The following is an 18,038-nucleotide window of genomic DNA, read 5'->3' as shown; positions in this document are numbered from 1 at the left end:
CCGATGGTACTGCAGTAACATGTGGGAGAGTAGGTCGGTGCCAAATCTTAAATCAGCCCGGTAGTTTCAGTACTACCGGGCTTTTTTGTGCGTTATGCTTTTGTTATCTTCGTAAGCTATGCCTTATTATTATAAGAAGAGCTTATAAACACACACACAACCAACACACTAACTCAGAAAGGAATATTTCTCGGATGAACATATTTAGCAAAGTATTTTTGTTTTCGGCGTTTCTGCCGTTCGCTTCTATCGCACAGAAATCTGAAGAGCCTAAACCGAATTGGTTTAACCTGGATCTTGTTCAGGATGGTGTCTTTGGCGTCAGTACCGAAAAGGCCTATCAGGAATTATTAAAAGGTAAAAAGAGCGTACCTGTTGTAGTCGCAGTAATTGACGGCGGGATACAACAAGATCATGAGGATTTGAAAGACGTTATGTACGTAAATCCCAAAGAACTTGCCTCTAATAAAAAGGATGACGACAATAATGGTTATGCAGACGATATTTATGGTTGGAACTTCCTGGGTTCTCCTGAAGCAAGTGTGCGCTATGATAATCTGGAGGTGTTGAGGATGGTACGCAAATACCAGGATCAGTATGCCTCGGTGGTCAACTCTACACCTCTTGATAAGGAGCAAAGGGCAGAGTTTAATCTTTACAAAAGACTCGTGACGGAGTACATGGGAAGGCTAGAGAATGCTCGCTACGGGTACGAGCAAATGTCTCTGCTTTCTAAACACGTATCGGCTATTGTGAAGAATGTTGGTAAGGAGAAACCCACTTTAAAAGATTTTGAAGCTTATAAGGCAAAGAATGATTTAGAATCCAGAGCGCTTAAGACGATTAAATCTTCGATGAAGAAGGACCCGGATTATGAAAAGTTCAAGGAGGAGTTTGATGAAACTTTACACTATTACCATAGCCAGGTGAATTACCATCTGAATATGGATTATGATCCTCGTGATTCCATTAAAGATGATTATGCGAACGGCTGGCAACGGCATTATGGTAACGCTGATATTCAAGGTCCGGATGCTGAGCATGGTACGCATGTGGCGGGGATCATTGGTGCCAACCGTACGAACGATAAGGGTATTAAAGGAGTAGCTGATAATGTGCGCATTCTGGGTGTCAGGGCTGTTCCAGATGGAGATGAGCGGGATAAGGACGTGGCGAATTCCATTTTCTATGCCGTTGATAACGGGGCGAAAGTCATTAACATGAGTTTCGGAAAGTCTTTTTCCTGGGATAAGAAATTGGTTGATAGTGCTGTTCGGTATGCTGCATCTAAAGACGTTCTGTTAGTGCACGCTGCGGGTAACGACGGAAAAAATACGGATTACAGCAATAATTTCCCGACACCGATATTTGCAGACGAGCGGGATCCGAATATGTGGCATGCTCCTCGCCCGGTCATTGCTGCAATAGAGCAGGCGGCGGGTACTATGCCCAGTAACGGAATGAGATCCAGAACTCCGCTAAAGATTGGCAGGGATACTACGAAGCTCGGCCTTCCCAAAGCGGCGAACTGGATAGAGGTAGGCGCATCGGGATGGAAGAATGATGGTAACCTGGTAGCCGAGTTCTCAAACTATGGAAAGCGTACAGTAGATGTGTTCGCCCCTGGGATGAAAATCAACTCGACCATACCGGGTTCTAGGTATAAGGCAAATAATGGTACGAGTATGGCTTCTCCTGTGGTTGCAGGCGTTGCAGCACTGATCCGCTCATACTATCCGTCGTTGACGGCAGTTGAAGTGAAAGATATTATCATGAAGTCGGTTGTCAGGGTTGATCAGAAGATTAAAGTTGTAGATGTGGAAGGAACTAAGCGTGTACCGCTTTCAGAGCTCTGTGTTTCTGGAGGTGTTGTAAATGCCTACAACGCTATCCAACTGGCAGAGAAGCTGCAGCGTAAATAATTTCGGGAATTATTTTTACCTTTGCAGCGCATTTAACGCTGTTTGCAGCAGTATCGGTGAATCTATGACAGAATATCAGACATTACTTTATTATTGCTATACAACTATAGCGAACGCTGAGCAGTTTGCCGAAGACCATCTTCGCTACTGCAAATCTCTTAATCTTGTTGGCCGCATCATTATAGCCGACGAAGGACTTAACGGCACTGTTTCGGGGACCAAAGAATCCTGTGAGGCCTATATGCGTCATATTGAATCGAATCCTATATTTAAAGGGATCGAGTTTAAGGTAGACGATGTAGCAGAGCCTTCGTTCATAAAGATGCACTGTCGCTATAAGTCGGAGATCGTGCATTCGGGACTTCGTGATCCTCAGATCATCAATCCACAGGAAAAGACAGGAATACATCTGGAGCCTAAAGAATTCATGGAAATGAAGGACAGGGATGATGTAGTTGTACTTGACGTACGGTCCAACTATGAACATTCATTAGGAAAGTTTAAAAATGCAGTGACTCTTGACATTGATAATTTCCGTGATTTTCCGGCGATGATCAATGAACTGGCAAAATATAAGGATAAGAAGATCCTGACGTACTGCACGGGGGGTATTAAGTGTGAAAAGGCTTCTGCTTTGCTATTGCATGAGGGCTTCCCCGAAGTTTATCAGCTACATGGGGGAATCATCAAATACGGCAAAGAAGCGGGTGGCAAAGACTTCGAAGGCAAGTGTTATGTATTTGACGGTCGGGTCGCGGTTGACGTGAATCAGGTAAATCCGGTTGTTATTTCTAAGTGTTATAATTGTGGGCAAACCACGGCTAAGATGATCAATTGCGCCAATCCGGAGTGTAATGAGCACTTTACCCAGTGTGATGATTGCGGTTGGGAGCTGGACGGTTGCTGTTCTGAGCCTTGTAAGGAGCATCCGCGGAAGCGGAAATTTGACGGCACCGGATATTATGTGAAGGTACCGATGCAGGTTAACCTGAATAAAAGAAAGAGTGGACAGCCTGTCCCCGAGCTTCAGTTTTAAGATATTTATATAGTCCGGCCCAAAAAGCCGGACTTTTTTGTTTGTAGGAACCCTACTTATTTAGTCCTGTGTTTATATCCCGGCAGTACAACTTTTGGGATATTATTAACGCCGGTAGTAGCTTTCCTGTTCCAGAGTTATTTTTTCTCTTATTGGTGGCACAAAACGCAAACGGTTTTGTTATTCAACTAACTAACTGTTAAACCGTTAACTAAATTGTAAACCTATGAGGAAATTATTTACAAGCCTGGCAGCTTGCGTTCTGATAATCCTTTTATTTACCGGAGAAGCTTTTTCACAAAACATCGTTGTGAAAGGCAGGGTTACAGATGTTGCCAATGGTGAAACATTAATAGGTGTAAGTATCAAGGTGAAAGGAGCAGCCCAGGGTACGTCAACGGACGCGAATGGCGCATTTACCATAACCGTTGCGCCTAACGCCACTCTGGTTTTCACCTATATTGGCTTCGAGCCTGCAGAAGTTCCTGTTAACAATCAAACTACGCTTACCGTCACCATGAAAACCTCCGCGTCAGCTTTGGAAGAGGTGGTGGTTGTCGGTTATGGTACGCAGAGGAAAAGTGATGTGACAGGGTCCGTTGCGAAAATAAAGGGAGCAGATATCGCCAGTCAGCCTGTTCTAGCGGCGACACAAGCCATTCAAGGGCGTGTGGCCGGTGTCCAGATCATTAGTTCCGGAGATCCTAATGCCCTGCCTACGGTTAGAATACGTGGTACAGGAACAATGAAAGGTGGTGCAAACCCGCTCTACGTCGTGGACGGAATTATCACTGAGGATATCAGGAATATTAATAATGCGGATATTGTTTCGATGGACATCCTCAAGGATGCCTCTGCTACGGCGATCTATGGTATGCGTGCAGCGAACGGGGTCTTACTAATCACCACGAAAAAAGGGAAGCAGGGTAAGATGGTGATCTCCTATGATGCTCACACGGGTGTAAAGGAGGCTGCAAATCTTGTAGATATGGCAGGACCTGCTCAGTACGCGGGTTATCTGAATGAAGCAAATGTATATTATGGAAGCGGTGATGAGTTAATTACTACGGACCAGATTGCAAACGGTGCCAATACAGACTGGTACGATGCAATTCTGAAGAAGGGCTTTCAGCAAAATCATAACCTTTCGCTCTCAGGTGGTACTGAGGATCTGACCTATTTTTTCAGCGCGGGCTATCTCTCTGACGCCGGAATAATTGAAACGAATAATTTCAACAGGTTTACTCTTCGATCTAATAATGAATACAATGCTACAAAATGGCTGAAGTTATCCTCTTTGATTTCTTTTAGCCGCTTAAACAATCGGGGCGTTGATCTGGGGGCTTTCAATGTAGCCTATCGTGCGGCACCATATATAGCGTCAAAAGTCAATGATTTGTATGGTAATACATCGTTGTCCAACAACGTCGGAAACCCACTGCTGAGTTTGGAAAAGGTGGATAACCGCACTCTGGGCAATCGTCTTCAGGGATCATTCGCTCTTGATGTGAAGCCGGTGTCGTGGTTAAGCCTGCGCTCCAGCTTCGGCGTTGATCTCGATTTTTTAAGAAGTACGAACTATGGCTACCAGTTTGCCAATGTGGGAGCGAACAGCGTGTTCCTTACAGAAGGAGGTAATCAGCTTCGTGATAAGAGCGACCTAACCGTAATCAGTAATAATGCTACCAAATGGGTTTGGGATAATACAGCCACTTTCAATAAGATATTCGACAAGCATAGTGTCAACGTTCTGGTTGGTGTGACTTCCGAATATTACCGTTTCAACGGCTTGGAAGGCAAACGTGTGAATGTTCCTGCCGATCGCGATCAATGGTATCTCGGTGCCGGATCTACTACGGGAGCTACCAATAATAATACCGGCGATAAGTGGGCGAGGAATTCGTACATCAGCCGCTTGAACTATGCGTATGATAACCGCTATCTCTTAACCGCTACCTTCAGGGCGGATGGTACCTCAAGATTTCCTTCTTCAAACAGATGGGGTTATTTCCCTTCTGTAGGGCTAGGATGGAATATCGCGGAGGAAGATTTCATGAAAGGGCAAAAGACGCTTACCACCTTCAAGATCAGGGGAAGCTGGGGTAAAGTAGGAAATGACCAGATCAACACCAACGTTTATTTCCCTATCGCTGCAATCAATCTTCCTTATTTCTATGACGGTGTCGAATATTCGGGTATAGCGTTCGATCAGTTACCAGACAGAAATGTCAAGTGGGAGACGACAGAAGAGTATGATCTTGGTCTCGACTACGGCTTTATTAATAATCGGCTGACCGGTGAGATCGATTATTATCATAAGAAGACTACGGATGCCTTGATAGACATCAGGATACCGGCTATCCTGGGAGATGCAGATGCCTTGTACACGACCAACGCGGCGACCTTTACCAATAGAGGGCTAGAATTTGGCATACACTGGACGGATAAAATCAATGATAACTGGAGCTATAACATCGGTGGAAACGTGTCTTATAATAAGAACGAGATCACGGGTCTTAACGGCGGCCAGGCACTCGTTGAGGGCAATATTGGCGGTAACCAGGGAAACGTGACCCGATCTGACAATGGTCAGCCTATCGGCAGTTTCTACATTTATGAAGCTACCGGCATTTTTCAGGATGCTGAGGAAATAGCTGCATCGGCGCAGAAAGATGCCCGCCCCGGTGATTTGAGGTATAGGGATTTGGGAGGGCCTGATGGTACCCCTGATGGCGTGATTAACGAATTCGACAGAACATATGTAGGCTCGTATCAACCCAAGTATACCTTTGGAATCAACGGTAGTTTGACTTACAAGTCTTTTGATCTAAGTATTAACACTTACGGTACTGCCGGAGGAAAGATATACAATGGTAAGAAGGCTTCACGTTTAGACCAGCGCGACAACCTTGAAGCAGCTGTTGTAAAAAATCGCTGGACTCCTGACAGGCCAAGCGGTACTGACCCCCGGGCCAATCTGGCACAGCTCCCCGCTTCAACATACTTTCTTGAGAAGGGCGATTTCTTCCGTATCAACAACTTAACCCTCGGATACGCTGTGCCGAAGGAGAAGCTTTCCAGGTTTTTTATAGACAGACTGAGAGTGTTTGTTGCTGCTCAGAATCTGGCTACAATCACAGGATATAGCGGATTTACGCCTGAAATCATCAGTGGAAATCCGCTTAATGCGGGGATAGAGTCGAATATCTATCCAACTACCCGCACGTTTACTTTTGGTGTCAATATAGGCTTGTAAATTTTAAACGGAACGACATGAGAATGCAAAGATATAGTATACTGATTACAGCAGCGCTGATTACGCTGTCTGGATGCAGTAAGGATTTTTTAGATATTAACCCGCAGGGACAGCTCGTGGAAGAGCAAGCTTTGATAGATCCCAACGCTGCCGAACAGCTGGTAGGGGGGGTGTATAATACCTTGTATTTTGGTGGTTTTGGAAATACCACGGTAGGCTTCCTCTTCCAGTGTCTTAACGATATAGCATCGGATGATACAGAGAAAGGGAGCTCGCCGTCGGACTTTGCCGCTGGTGGAGAGATAGACAACTTTACGGTTACTCCAAATAACTTTATTCTGAATAATATCTGGGCAGGACATTATACTGCCATTGCCAGGGTTAACCGCGCGATCGATATTCTAAGTCAGAGTACATTCGAGCAGAGCGTCAAGAATAGATTACTTGGAGAAGTACGTTTCTTAAGGGGCCTGTACTATTTTAATCTCGTCAGGACATTTGGTGGAGTGCCTAAGTTAATTCGTGTGCCTGATCCTTCAGAGGGAAATAGTGATGAGTTCCAGACCCGTGCAACACAAGAAGAGATATATCAGGTAATACTTGAAGACCTTCAGTTTGCTGCCGACAATCTTCCATTGAAAGGTGCAACAGTAGTAGGCCGGGCTACGAAGGGCGCGGCACAAAGCTACCTGGCAAAGGTTTATATGTATCGTAAAGACTGGCCGAAGGTCCTGGAAAATACTACCGCGGTAATTAACTCCGGTTCGTATGATCTGGTTCAGGACTACGCTGCGATTTTCAGGGAAAATCCAGTAAATAATGAAGGTGGAAACAATAACATCGAATCGATATTTGAGGTGCAAACAGGGGTGAATCTGGGAGAAAATGCTGTCAGTGAGCTGTATAGCAATGGTCAGGGGCCACGATCACGTGGGGGATGGAATGATCTGGGTTTCGGAATTAACACCCCAACTGCCGATCTTGCCAATGCCTATGAACCCAATGATGAAAGACGGGCAGCCAGCATAATTTTCATTAACCCGACGGTTGTTCCGAGAGCGGGCGGCGATCCGGCCAATGTGGGTACCCTGCTATGGGACGGTTTTAGAATTCCCACTCAAGATTCTGTGGAGAATGAACGCTACAATTACAAAGCTTACCACAGTCCGCTTAGAGAGTCTCCTCAGGTTAGTAATAACAAGGATAAAAAGCCCAAGAATATACGCCTGATGCGCTACGCGGATGTATTGCTGATGTATGCTGAAGCACAGGCCAATCTTGGAAACGGAGGAGAGGCTCAGGCGAAGCTTACCATGGTGCGTAACCGGGCGGGTCTGGATGCGGCAGCGGGTACTGTTGACAATATCTGGCGGGAGCGGAGGGTGGAGCTGGCAATGGAACAGGACCGTTTCTTCGATCTGGTAAGACAAGGCAGGGCAGGGACAGTGCTCCGTTCAAAGGGTAAGCCCTTTGTTGATGGTAAGCATGAACTCTTTCCAGTTCCTCAGGCGCAGCGTGATTTGAGTGGCGGGCGCCTGACTCAGAATCCGGGTTATTAATATTGATATAAAAGAATTTTTATGAAACGCAGATATCAATCGCTAACAACAGTTCTGTTAATAACTGTGTTAGGCATCTTCTTCAGTCGGTGTACAGAGCCGGAAATGGACGATGACTTTGCAGCCGGCGCTCCTCCTTCTATCGGAGAATGGACAGGCTCGGAGGAAATTGCTTCCTCTGATCTGGTAGCTTACTGGAGCTTCGACGGGGATGCGAAGGACGCTCAGGGAAACGTGACCGGAGAACGTATTAATGGAGATGGAACTTTTGCTGCCGGAAGGAAAGGGCAGGCCTATAAAGGTGCGGCTAACGCATTTATATCATATGATAACCCCGGATCTGTTGCCGCATTAACCAGTTTTACTGTTTCTTTCTGGGTCAATACTCCCAAGCATAGTGGTGGAGCTCAGGGGATCTACGCGCTGACGAGAGCTGATGGCTCTTTCTGGGGAAACTTTCAAGTGATCCTGGAGGGTAATACATCGTCGAGCAACAAGATGCAAATGAAACTTCACTTTGAGAAAAACTCGACTCCGCCTGTTATCAATATAGAGCATTGGATAGACCCGCCAGAGTCAGTCCGCCCGGACAATATGTATGGCGCCTGGAGGCATATAACGTATACCTACGATGAACAGACTTCCAAGGCGGCAATGTATGCCAATGGACAGGCTGTAGACATTGGAACTGCTGCGGACCGTAAAAGTGGTGCTGGGGATGCCGGTCTGGGTGCTCTCACGTTTAAAGATGCCGCGAGGTTCGTGATCGGAGGATTTCAGAATCACTTGGGTGCTCCTTACGGGGGGCTGGAGCCCTGGATGCTTAATTATACAGGAATGCTGGACGAGATGCGTATTTACAAAAAAGCGCTGAGTGCACAGGAGATATCGGCGCTATATCAGTTAGAACGACAAGGTAGATAATTTTAACTGTGTTACATGAAAGTACTGCGACTGGCGTTCATACTTTGCTTTGGTGTCTTTTTCGCTTGCAAAAAGGATAGCAAGGAAGAGTCTGCTCCTGAAGCTGATCCGTTTGAACTAGTATCAATAGAGGTAGACAGCTTATCAGACACGACGCTGACTTATACAGATATAGGTCGGCAGCCTTCTATGAAGCTGATTTTCTCTTCAGCACTGGACATTTCTTCTGCGGCGGGTAGTGTTCTTTTCAATGAATCGTCCGGAGAAAGGGTTCCATATTCTATAACCTATGAGAATGATAACCGGTCTATAGTTGTTAAACCTGTCTCGGCTCTGCCTTCGTTCAGCAGCTTTAGGCTGGTGGTTAGTCAGGGGCTACAAAACACCACCGGGCAAACCTTAGAAGAGAATGTAGTTATCAACTTAAGTACGCGATTAGACTCTACCGATAAATTTCCTCGCATAAGCGACGACGAGTTGCTAACGCTGGTGCAAAAGCAGACATTTAAGTATTTCTGGGATTTTGCACATCCCGTTAGTGGTTTAGCCAGGGAACGAAATACCTCCGGCGAAACGGTTACTTCCGGAGGTTCGGGTTTCGGCATTATGTCGATAGTGGTGGGTGTTCATCGTAATTTCATCAGCCGCCAGGAGGCACTGACCCGCATGCAGCGTATCGTCGACTTTCTCAAGAATAAAGCGCAGCGTTTTCATGGCGCGTTTCCGCACTGGATGAACGGCAGTACAGGCGCGGTGCAACCCTTCAGTGCCAAAGACAATGGGGCCGACCTTGTTGAAACCTCACTGCTCTTCCAGGGGCTTTTAACCGCCCGGCAGTTCTTCGACGGGGGAGGTGCGGCCGAGTCGACACTTCGCAATGATATCAATATCTTGTGGAATGATGTGGAGTGGGATTGGTTCAGGCGCGGTAACCAAGATGTTCTGTACTGGCATTGGAGCCCTCAATACAACTGGGACATTAACCTGCCTATCCGTGGATGGAATGAAGCGCTGATTACTTATGTACTGGCGGCTTCTTCGCCGAATCATGCTATTCCCAAATCAGTTTATGATAAGGGCTGGGCCAATAATGGCCAGATGGTAAATGGCAATAGGTATTATGATGTCGTACTGCCGCTGGGGCCTGAAAATGGTGGTCCGCTGTTCTTCTCTCACTATTCTTTTCTGGGCCTGAACCCAAATGGCCTGAAAGATGCTTATGCTGATTATGGAGTGCAGAATAAAGCGCATACGATGATCAACTACCGATACTCGGTAGCCAATCCTAAAAAGTTCTTCGGTTACAGTGAAGAGTGCTGGGGACTAACGGCTAGTGACGATATTAACGGCTACCTGGCTCATGACCCGAGAAATGATAATGGCGTAGTATCGCCAACGGCGGCCCTATCGTCCTTCCCCTATACTCCCGAGGAATCTATGAGAGCGTTGAAGTTTTTTTATTACAAGCTAGGAGACAGGCTGTGGAAAGAGTACGGTTTTATTGATGCATTTTCCCTTTATGAACCCTGGTTTGCCAATTCGTTTCTGGCTATTGATCAGGGTCCTATTATCGTGATGATAGAAAATCACAGAAGCGGTCTTCTGTGGGACTTGTTTATGAGTTGTCCGGAAGTGAAAAAAGGTCTTAAAGACCTGGGTTTTAGTAGTCCTCATATTTAACAATAGGAAAATGAAGAGTTTACAGATTCTATACCTGGTTCTTATACTCCTGATGTCTGCTTGTGGAGGGAGTAAAAAGACTAACTCCGCGACAGCGTCTTCAGGAACCGATTCACTTACCGATGATTCCTTGTTAACCCTCGTTCAGAAAAGAACGTTCGACTATTTCTGGGAGGGGGCTGAACCCAATTCGGGAATGGCGAGGGAGCGGATCCATATCGATGGCGAATACCCTCAGAATGATCAGGATGTGGTAACGATTGGAGGTAGTGGTTTTGGAGTGATGGCCATCCTGGTGGGTGTCGAACGGAAGTTTATCAGCAGAGAGGAAGCTGTTGAGCGCCTTTCGCTTGTGGTAGACTTTCTTGGTAAAGCAGATCGGTTCCATGGTGCCTGGCCGCACTGGTTTGAGGGGAAGACGGGCAAGGTGAAGCCCTTTAGTAAGAAAGACAATGGCGGCGACTTAGTGGAGACTGCTTTTATGGCCCAGGGCCTGATTTGTGTAAGTGAGTATTTCCGTAACGGGAACGAGGAGGAACAAGGACTTGCAAATCGGGCGGATAGCCTATGGAAAAGCATCGACTGGAGCTGGTATCGGAAGAATGGCGAAAATGTGCTCTACTGGCATTGGAGTCCGCAGTTCGGTTGGGAAATGAACTTTGCGGTTCGCGGCTATGACGAATGTCTGATGATGTATCTGCTGGCAGCTGCTTCGCCTACGCATGGTGTTCCCGCTGATGTTTATCACGAAGGCTGGGCCCGGAATGGTGCGATAAAGACCGATGCTGAACAATTCGGTTATAAGACCATACTGTCACACAATGGTTCACCCGGTAGTGTTGGTCCGCTTTTCTGGGCTCATTACTCTTATCTGGGTTTAGACCCGACAGGCTTGAAGGACAAGTATGCGGATTATTGGGCGCTAAATAAGAACCATACGCTGATTCATCGGGCTTATGCTATACAGAATCCGAAGGGTTATAAGGGCTACGGAGAAAAGTCCTGGGGACTTACCGCGAGCTATTCTGTTAACGGCTATGCAGGTCACAAACCTGGCGAAGATCTGGGGGTGATATCACCTACAGCAGCGATATCATCCTATCCGTATACCCCTGAATATTCCGTGCAGGTGATTCGGTACCTCTATGAGGACCTCGAAGATAAGGTATGGGGGAAGTATGGATTTTACGATGCATTCAGTGAGACGGAACATTGGTACCCTCAAAGATATCTGGCAATAGACCAGGGTCCGCAGGTGGTGATGATTGAAAACGGGAGGTCGGGCTTACTCTGGAAATTGTTCATGAAAAATGTGGATGTACAAAATGGTTTGAACAAGCTGGGCTTTGAAAGTCCGCATTTAAAACGTTAAATATGATCGAAAGAATCAAAATATACAGGGGCTATTTTTTGCTTTTCTATGCGCTTCTTTTCTGCTCTATTCCAGCGCTTAGGGCGCAGCACACACAGACGAGCACCTATTGCAATCCCCTGAATATTGACTACACTTACATGGTCTATGATGCCAGCCGTAACCTTTCTTACCGGTCAGGTGCCGACCCCGCTGTCGTCAAGTTCAGAGGGGAGTACTATATGTTTGTAACCCGCTCCATGGGCTACTGGCATTCTACAGACCTCGCCAGCTGGACGTTCATCGCCCCGGAGAAGTGGTACTTCCAGGGATCGAATGCTCCGGCAGCCCACAACTATAAAGACTCGGTTTTATACGTAGCCGGAGATCCTTCAGGCTCGATGAGTATTCTGTATACGGATAACCCGAAAAGGGGGGACTGGAAAGCCGTACCGAACATTCTTAATGATCTGCAGGATCCTGATTTATTTATCGATGATGATGGTCAGGCGTATATGTTCTGGGGTTCTTCTAATACATATCCTCTGAGAGGGCGTAAACTGGACCGAACCAACCGCTTTCAGGCGGACGAGAAGATAGTCGAGCTTTTTAAGCTGGATGGAGATAAACACGGTTGGGAACGCTTCGGAGAGAATCATTCGGATACGGTACTGAAAGGCTATATGGAAGGGGCATGGCTAACGAAGCATAATAACAAGTACTACATGCAGTATGCGGCACCGGGGACGGAGTTTAATGTGTATGGAGATGGGGTATATACCAGTGATTCCCCGCTGGGTCCTTACGAGTATGCGCCCAACAATCCGGTTTTCTATAAACCCGGGGGATTTGCTAATGGTGCGGGTCATGGAAGCACTGTTTTTGGTCCCGACAATACCTACTGGCATTTTGCCTCCATGGCATTATCTGTTAATGTCAATTGGGAGCGACGACTATGTATGTTTCCGGCGTTCTTTGATAAGGATGGTCTGATGTATTCCAATACAAGCTTTGGCGATTATCCACACTACGCTCCTTCGGTGGCCGGTAAAAAAGGTGCTTTTAGAGGATGGATGTTGTTGTCGTTCGATAAGCCGGTTAAAGCATCCTCCACATTTGAAGGCTATTCCCCAGAGAATATTACAGATGAGAGTATCAAAACTTTCTGGGTAGCAGCGAAGAACGACTCGACGCAATGGCTGGAAATTGATCTGCAGAAGCCCTCTGCTGTCCATGCTATCCAGTTAAACTACCACGATTTTAAGTCTGATCTCTACGGTCGTGTTTCAGGTCTTTACCACCGGTACGTAATCGAGGGGTCAACAAATGGAAAACGCTGGAGCACTCTGGTCGATAGATCCAATAGCTTAAAAGACGTGCCTAATGACTACGTTGAGTTAGGGCAGGCTAAAACAGTTCGCTACATTCGATACAAGAACATCCATGTACCCACCCCTAATCTGGCTATATCCGGATTGAGGGTCTTTGGATCAGGGCAGGGAAAGGCTCCCGGCGCAGTGAAGTCATTCAACGTGAAGCGTCTGCCCGATAGACGGGATGCCTTAATTTCATGGAAGAAAGAGAAGAATGTACAGGGGCATAACGTCCTCTGGGGAATAGCACCGGATAAATTATATAACTCGTGGATGGTCTACAACGATGACTCATTACACTTGAAGAGTCTCGGTGTTGATCAAACCTATTATTTCAGTATTGAAGCATTCAGCGAGAATGGTATATCAAAACGGACGCCCGCTGTGGAAGTAAAATAACATCAGGTACAAGCTTAATTAGTCAATTATGAAGGTTTACAGAACGTTACTAACAATCTTAATGCTATCTCTCTCAGCCGGGATGGCACAGACAACACGCGACACAAAGATGGATCAGTTTATTAACAGGCTGATGCAACAGATGACCGTCGAAGAGAAACTCGGTCAGCTGAACCTGCCCGGCGCGGGAGATATTACGACCGGACAGGCTTCCAGCTCTGATATTGCAGGTAAGATAGCAGAGGGTAAGGTCGGGGGATTGTTTAATATCAAGACAGTCGCCAAAATCAGGGATGTTCAGAAAATAGCTGTAGAGAAGAGCCGGTTGAAGATTCCGCTGATATTTGGAATGGACGTAATCCATGGATATCAGACGGTGTTTCCTATTCCGCTCGGACTATCCTGCAGCTGGGATATGCCACTGATTGAGCGCAGCGCCAGAATCGCGGCGATTGAGGCAAGCGCAGATGGTATTAACTGGACTTTCTCACCTATGGTCGACATTTCAAGAGACGCACGATGGGGACGGGTTTCGGAAGGATCGGGCGAAGACCCTTACCTCGGTGCAGAAATAGCCAAAGCCATGATTAAGGGTTACCAGGGTGATGACCTTTCAAAGAACAATACTATCATCGCTTGTGTGAAACATTTCGCTCTGTATGGAGCAGCTGAGGCCGGCCGCGATTATAATACGACCGATATGAGCCGGGTGAGGATGTATAACGAATTCTTTCTTCCGTATCAGGCATCTATTGAGGCAGGCGTAGGTACAGTGATGACTTCATTTAACGAAGTGGACGGTATCCCGGCCAGTGCCAATAAATGGCTGATGACAGAAGTTCTTCGAAATCAATGGGGATTTAATGGCATGGTCGTCACCGATTATACCGCCATCAATGAAATGGTTGATCATGGCTTAGGCGATCTACGGGCAGTTTCGGCACTGGCTCTTAAAGCCGGTGTCGATATGGATATGGTAGGCGAAGGTTTTCTGACCACGCTTAAACAATCTCTAGATGAAGGTAAGGTGAGCCAGCAAGAAATCGATATGGCTTGCAGACGAGTGCTTGAAGCGAAGTATAAGCTCGGCCTCTTCACTGACCCCTATCGCTATTGTGATATAAAAAGAAGCAAGAAGGAGATTTACACCCCTGCATTTAGAAAGGAAGCCAGATCTACTGCTGCTCAGAGTTTTGTCCTGATGAAGAATGAACGCAATACGCTACCGCTGAAAAAGACCGGAACAATTGCGCTTATAGGACCTCTTGCCGATGCAACTGAGAATATGACAGGAACCTGGAGTGTAGCTGCTGACTTCAGTAAATCCGTCTCCGTATTAAACGGCCTGAAGGCGAGCGTAGGCAAGCAAAGCCGCATCCTCTATGCTAAGGGCTCAAATCTCACTGAGGACAGTATTCTCGAAGAACGCGCTACCATGTTCGGCAAGACTTTGCGTAGAGACAGCCGGAGTGCTGAAGTGATCCGAAATGAGGCCCTGCAAATAGCCGGGCAGGCAGACGTGATCGTCGCCGCTTTAGGAGAGTCTGCCGAAATGAGTGGGGAAAGCTCCAGCCGCACCGATATTGGTATTCCGCAGGTTCAAAAAGATCTTCTTGCTGAACTGTTAAAAACGGGCAAACCGGTTGTTCTTATCTTGTTCACCGGAAGGCCCTTAGCTCTTCAATGGGAATCAGAAAACGTACCCGCGATTTTGAACGTCTGGTTTGGAGGCTCAGAGGCGGGAGATGCAATAGCTGACGTTCTCTTCGGCGCTGTGAATCCTTCGGGAAAGCTTACGATGACTTTCCCGCAAAATGTCGGACAGGTTCCAATCTTTTATAACCATAAAAACACCGGCAGACCTTTGGAAGACGGCAAATGGTTTCAAAAGTTCCGTTCCAATTATCTGGATGTATCGAATGACCCTTTGTACCCATTCGGATATGGTCTGAGCTATACACAGTTCTCTTACGGAAATATCCGGTTGAGCGACAGTCTGCTCAGGTCAGGCAAGTCTATAACGGCAAGTGTCTCTCTTACCAACAGCGGATCCCTGGAAGGAAAGGAGGTCGTACAGCTTTATATCCGGGATATGGTCGGTAGTATCACCCGTCCGGTAAAAGAACTCAAGGGTTTCCAGAAAGTCTCCTTAAAGCCCGGGGAGTCCAGGGAAGTGACCTTCCTGATAGACGAAGAAATGCTTAAGTTTTACAACTCTGAGCTAAAATTTGCTGCGGAACCAGGAGATTTCAAGTTATTTATCGGTACAAACAGCCGGGATGCAAAAGAGGTAAACTTTAAGCTTCAGTGACTAAGCTACCTGCTACCGGATACCCTGTAAATCGACAATGTATGAGACTAAGTCTGCTAATTTTAATGCTCTGCCTGAGCGCTACATATCTTCGGGCTCAGGACTTCAGTCGCTATGAGCGCACGGTATTCATTACCGAAGGCGATACATTGCCTTACCGGATACTGTTCCCTGAGAGCTTCAATAGTTCGAAGAAGTATCCGGTAATCTTCTTTCTACATGGGAGAGGAGAGAGCGGCAGCAATAATGAAGATCAACTAAGAAATGGGGGTAGTCTTTTTTTGAAGCCGGAGTTCAGAACCACGTATCCTTGCATTGTGATAGCCCCTCAATGTCCCGCAGACAGCTATTGGTCTAATGTTAAGATCAGCACAGATACAGCAGGCAAACGGCATTTTTCTTTCAGAAAGAAAGGTAAACCTACCAAGGCTATGCGGATGCTACTGGGACTGGTGGATAGAATACTGGAAAAGCCGTTTGTAGATTCTTCGCAGATATATGCTGGAGGTTTGTCAATGGGAGGCATGGGCACTTTCGAGCTCCTTCGTCGTAAGCAAGGTGTATTTGCCGCTGCCTTTGCTATATGCGGTGGGGATGATCCTTCCAACGTCAAGAAGTATGATGATGTTTCTCTCTGGATTTTTCACGGTGGGAAAGATGATATTGTCGCGCCTGAGTTTTCAGAAGATATTGTCAGGAAACTGCGAAAGAGAAATGCAGACCTGAAGTTTAGTCTCTATCCTGAAGCTAACCACAACAGTTGGGATCCAGCCTTTGCAGAGCCGGATCTCATGTCCTGGCTATTTTCAAAGAAGCGCATTACTCCAATGGAAAAATCAGAATAAAGCTATTCCTTAGGTTTGATGTTTTTTATATTGAACCTGGGCTTGTAAGCAGGCTTGGTGGGTTGTTCCGAAGCTTCGGCTGCTGACTCCTGGCTTTTCTCCGACAAGTCAACAGGGGCCGCAGGTTGTTCAGATGGCGAAGCTCCTGCTTCATCATCTGCCTTCAGTGTAATAGTCTTTGCGTTGAAGCGCGGCTTATAAGCGGGTTTCGGTGCAGCAACTTTTACTTCTTCAGTCGCACCAGACCTTTGTTCCGGCAATTGCTGTGTTGATTGAGATCCGGCCTCTTCAGTGGTTGGTTGAACGGCAGCTAATGTGTGTTCTTCAGGTTCTGCCGTTCCGGTTGAAGGGTCTTTTACAACAGAGTTGCCTTCTTTTTCTTCAGCCTCCGTTTTGATAGTAGTCTTAAGGTTGAAGCGGGGCTTATAGACCGGCTTTGCAACAGGATCAACGGCAGAATCAATAGCAGCAGCAGGTGCTCCATCACTTGTTTTAGCTACGTTATCAGCCGGAGAGGAGCTCTCCGAAACAGCATGCTCTACGGGCGAAGTTGCTGCAGATGTTCTGTCTTTAGTACCTTCCGTACCTGGATCCTTGTCCCCCGCTGCATTCTCCTTAGCAGGAATGTTTTTCACATTAAACCGGGGCTTATAGGCAGGCTTGGGTTGTTCTGCCGCTGATGCGGAAGCCTTACTTGAGACTGTCGTCTGTGCCGGGGATGTCGTTCCTGCAATAGCCTCTTTCTCATTCTCTTCGGCATCTCCGGTTTTTTCCGCGATCTTTCCAGCGTTGAAGCGTGGTTTGTAAGCAGGGCGGGGTGTATTTGCGGCATTACCCTGCGAGGCACCGGACGGGATATCCTGGCCTGGCCGGCTGGCCGTTTTCTGTGAGTCTTCTGATAAATCTCCCGATACAGGCTTCACATTCCGCGGCTTGAACCCCGGTTTGCTAACCGGAGCGGCTGGCTTATCAGAAGCAGCATCGTCTTTTGTATCAGCAGGTTGCTCTGTTTTTTGTACAGCTGGAGCTGGGATGCTTCTCGGTCGGAATCCCGGCTTGGGCGAAGCAGGCGCTTTCACTTCCTGGCCCGTCTCAGCTTGAATAGCCGGAACATTCTGCTCGATAGTAGGAGAGCTTAGCGGTTCTGCCTGTGATGCGATTTGCGTCTCCGGCTGTGTGGTAGCCTTTTTTACTGGTTCTGCCAAATGATACAGATGCCTCAGCTTATTAAACCAGAATTTTTTAGTGTGGTCGAAGCTCTTTTCTCCCATGGTTTCGAAATGACTTTTGAATTCAGAATAAAGCGCAGGGTTTGCACCTTTGAGCAGTCCCAGGTCAATTCTCTTTTTATTGAAAAATTCTTCAAAAGTCATTTCGTTCTT

General features: G+C 46.9%; 11 protein-coding genes. 10 read left to right on the top strand and 1 reads right to left on the bottom strand.

The genetic code is table 11. The annotated features are described in order from the left end of the window. Positions 1–194 precede the first annotated feature (194 nt). The 10 genes from B0I27_RS14895 to B0I27_RS14850 all read left to right on the top strand — a co-directional run bounded on the left by B0I27_RS14895 (position 195) and on the right by B0I27_RS14850 (position 16,656). A complete protein-coding gene (locus B0I27_RS14895; RefSeq protein WP_106294770.1) occupies positions 195–1,922 on the top strand; it encodes a S8 family peptidase in 1,728 nt (575 codons plus the stop codon). Between the two features lie 64 nt (positions 1,923–1,986). Further along, the gene (trhO, locus tag B0I27_RS14890; protein ID WP_106294768.1) at positions 1,987–2,958 is read left to right on the top strand and encodes an oxygen-dependent tRNA uridine(34) hydroxylase TrhO; all 972 of its coding nucleotides are present in this window, start codon (positions 1,987–1,989) and stop codon (positions 2,956–2,958) included. A gap of 226 nt (positions 2,959–3,184) precedes the next feature. Next, positions 3,185–6,214 (top strand): SusC/RagA family TonB-linked outer membrane protein, encoded by a 3,030-nt coding sequence (locus tag B0I27_RS14885; protein WP_106294766.1) that lies wholly within the window; start codon positions 3,185–3,187, stop codon positions 6,212–6,214. A gap of 17 nt (positions 6,215–6,231) precedes the next feature. Next, positions 6,232–7,773 carry a RagB/SusD family nutrient uptake outer membrane protein gene (locus tag B0I27_RS14880; protein ID WP_106294764.1) on the top strand — a complete coding sequence of 514 codons (1,542 nt, stop codon included), beginning with the start codon at positions 6,232–6,234 and terminating at the stop codon, positions 7,771–7,773. A 21-nt stretch (positions 7,774–7,794) separates the two neighbouring features. Continuing rightward, on the top strand, positions 7,795–8,697 hold the full coding sequence (locus B0I27_RS14875; RefSeq protein WP_106294762.1) for a LamG domain-containing protein: 903 nt from the start codon (positions 7,795–7,797) through the stop codon (positions 8,695–8,697). A gap of 15 nt (positions 8,698–8,712) precedes the next feature. Beyond that, positions 8,713–10,377: a glucoamylase family protein gene (locus B0I27_RS14870; protein WP_106294760.1), complete on the top strand. Its 1,665-nt coding sequence runs from the start codon at positions 8,713–8,715 to the stop codon at positions 10,375–10,377. Positions 10,378–10,387: 10 nt separating this feature from the next. Next, positions 10,388–11,749, top strand: coding sequence for a glucoamylase family protein (locus B0I27_RS14865; RefSeq protein ID WP_106294758.1), 1,362 nt, complete (start codon positions 10,388–10,390; stop codon positions 11,747–11,749). Between the two features lie 2 nt (positions 11,750–11,751). Then, entirely contained in the window at positions 11,752–13,500 is a 1,749-nt protein-coding gene (locus B0I27_RS14860; protein ID WP_106294756.1) for a family 43 glycosylhydrolase, read from the top strand. A 61-nt stretch (positions 13,501–13,561) separates the two neighbouring features. Beyond that, a complete protein-coding gene (gene bglX, locus B0I27_RS14855; RefSeq protein ID WP_245925526.1) occupies positions 13,562–15,811 on the top strand; it encodes a beta-glucosidase BglX in 2,250 nt (749 codons plus the stop codon). 41 nt (positions 15,812–15,852) lie between these two features. Next, the gene (locus tag B0I27_RS14850; protein WP_106294752.1) at positions 15,853–16,656 is read left to right on the top strand and encodes a carboxylesterase family protein; all 804 of its coding nucleotides are present in this window, start codon (positions 15,853–15,855) and stop codon (positions 16,654–16,656) included. A gap of 2 nt (positions 16,657–16,658) precedes the next feature. Here B0I27_RS14850 and B0I27_RS14845 read toward each other — a convergent pair whose 3' ends face one another. Further along, positions 16,659–18,029 carry a hypothetical protein gene (locus B0I27_RS14845; RefSeq protein ID WP_106294750.1) on the bottom strand — a complete coding sequence of 457 codons (1,371 nt, stop codon included), beginning with the start codon at positions 18,027–18,029 and terminating at the stop codon, positions 16,659–16,661. Positions 18,030–18,038 lie beyond the last annotated feature (9 nt).

Source organism: Arcticibacter pallidicorallinus (assembly GCF_003002875.1).
GTDB lineage: Bacteria > Bacteroidota > Bacteroidia > Sphingobacteriales > Sphingobacteriaceae > Arcticibacter > Arcticibacter pallidicorallinus.
Note: the sequence above shows the minus strand (reverse complement) of the source record. Positions and strands in the feature narration are given on the sequence as shown.

Bases quoted from the DNA above. Each gene is read 5' to 3' on its own strand.
- B0I27_RS14895 (WP_106294770.1), top strand. From the start codon at position 195: ATGAACATATTTAGCAAAGTATTTTTGTTTTCGGCGTTTCTGCCGTTC.
- B0I27_RS14870 (WP_106294760.1), top strand. From the start codon at position 8,713: ATGAAAGTACTGCGACTGGCGTTCATACTTTGCTTTGGTGTCTTTTTC.
- B0I27_RS14850 (WP_106294752.1), top strand. From the start codon at position 15,853: ATGAGACTAAGTCTGCTAATTTTAATGCTCTGCCTGAGCGCTACATAT.
- B0I27_RS14860 (WP_106294756.1), top strand. From the start codon at position 11,752: ATGATCGAAAGAATCAAAATATACAGGGGCTATTTTTTGCTTTTCTAT.
- B0I27_RS14885 (WP_106294766.1), top strand. From the start codon at position 3,185: ATGAGGAAATTATTTACAAGCCTGGCAGCTTGCGTTCTGATAATCCTT.
- bglX (WP_245925526.1), top strand. From the start codon at position 13,562: ATGCTATCTCTCTCAGCCGGGATGGCACAGACAACACGCGACACAAAG.
- B0I27_RS14845 (WP_106294750.1), bottom strand. From the start codon at position 18,029: ATGACTTTTGAAGAATTTTTCAATAAAAAGAGAATTGACCTGGGACTG.
- B0I27_RS14875 (WP_106294762.1), top strand. From the start codon at position 7,795: ATGAAACGCAGATATCAATCGCTAACAACAGTTCTGTTAATAACTGTG.
- trhO (WP_106294768.1), top strand. From the start codon at position 1,987: ATGACAGAATATCAGACATTACTTTATTATTGCTATACAACTATAGCG.
- B0I27_RS14865 (WP_106294758.1), top strand. From the start codon at position 10,388: ATGAAGAGTTTACAGATTCTATACCTGGTTCTTATACTCCTGATGTCT.
- B0I27_RS14880 (WP_106294764.1), top strand. From the start codon at position 6,232: ATGAGAATGCAAAGATATAGTATACTGATTACAGCAGCGCTGATTACG.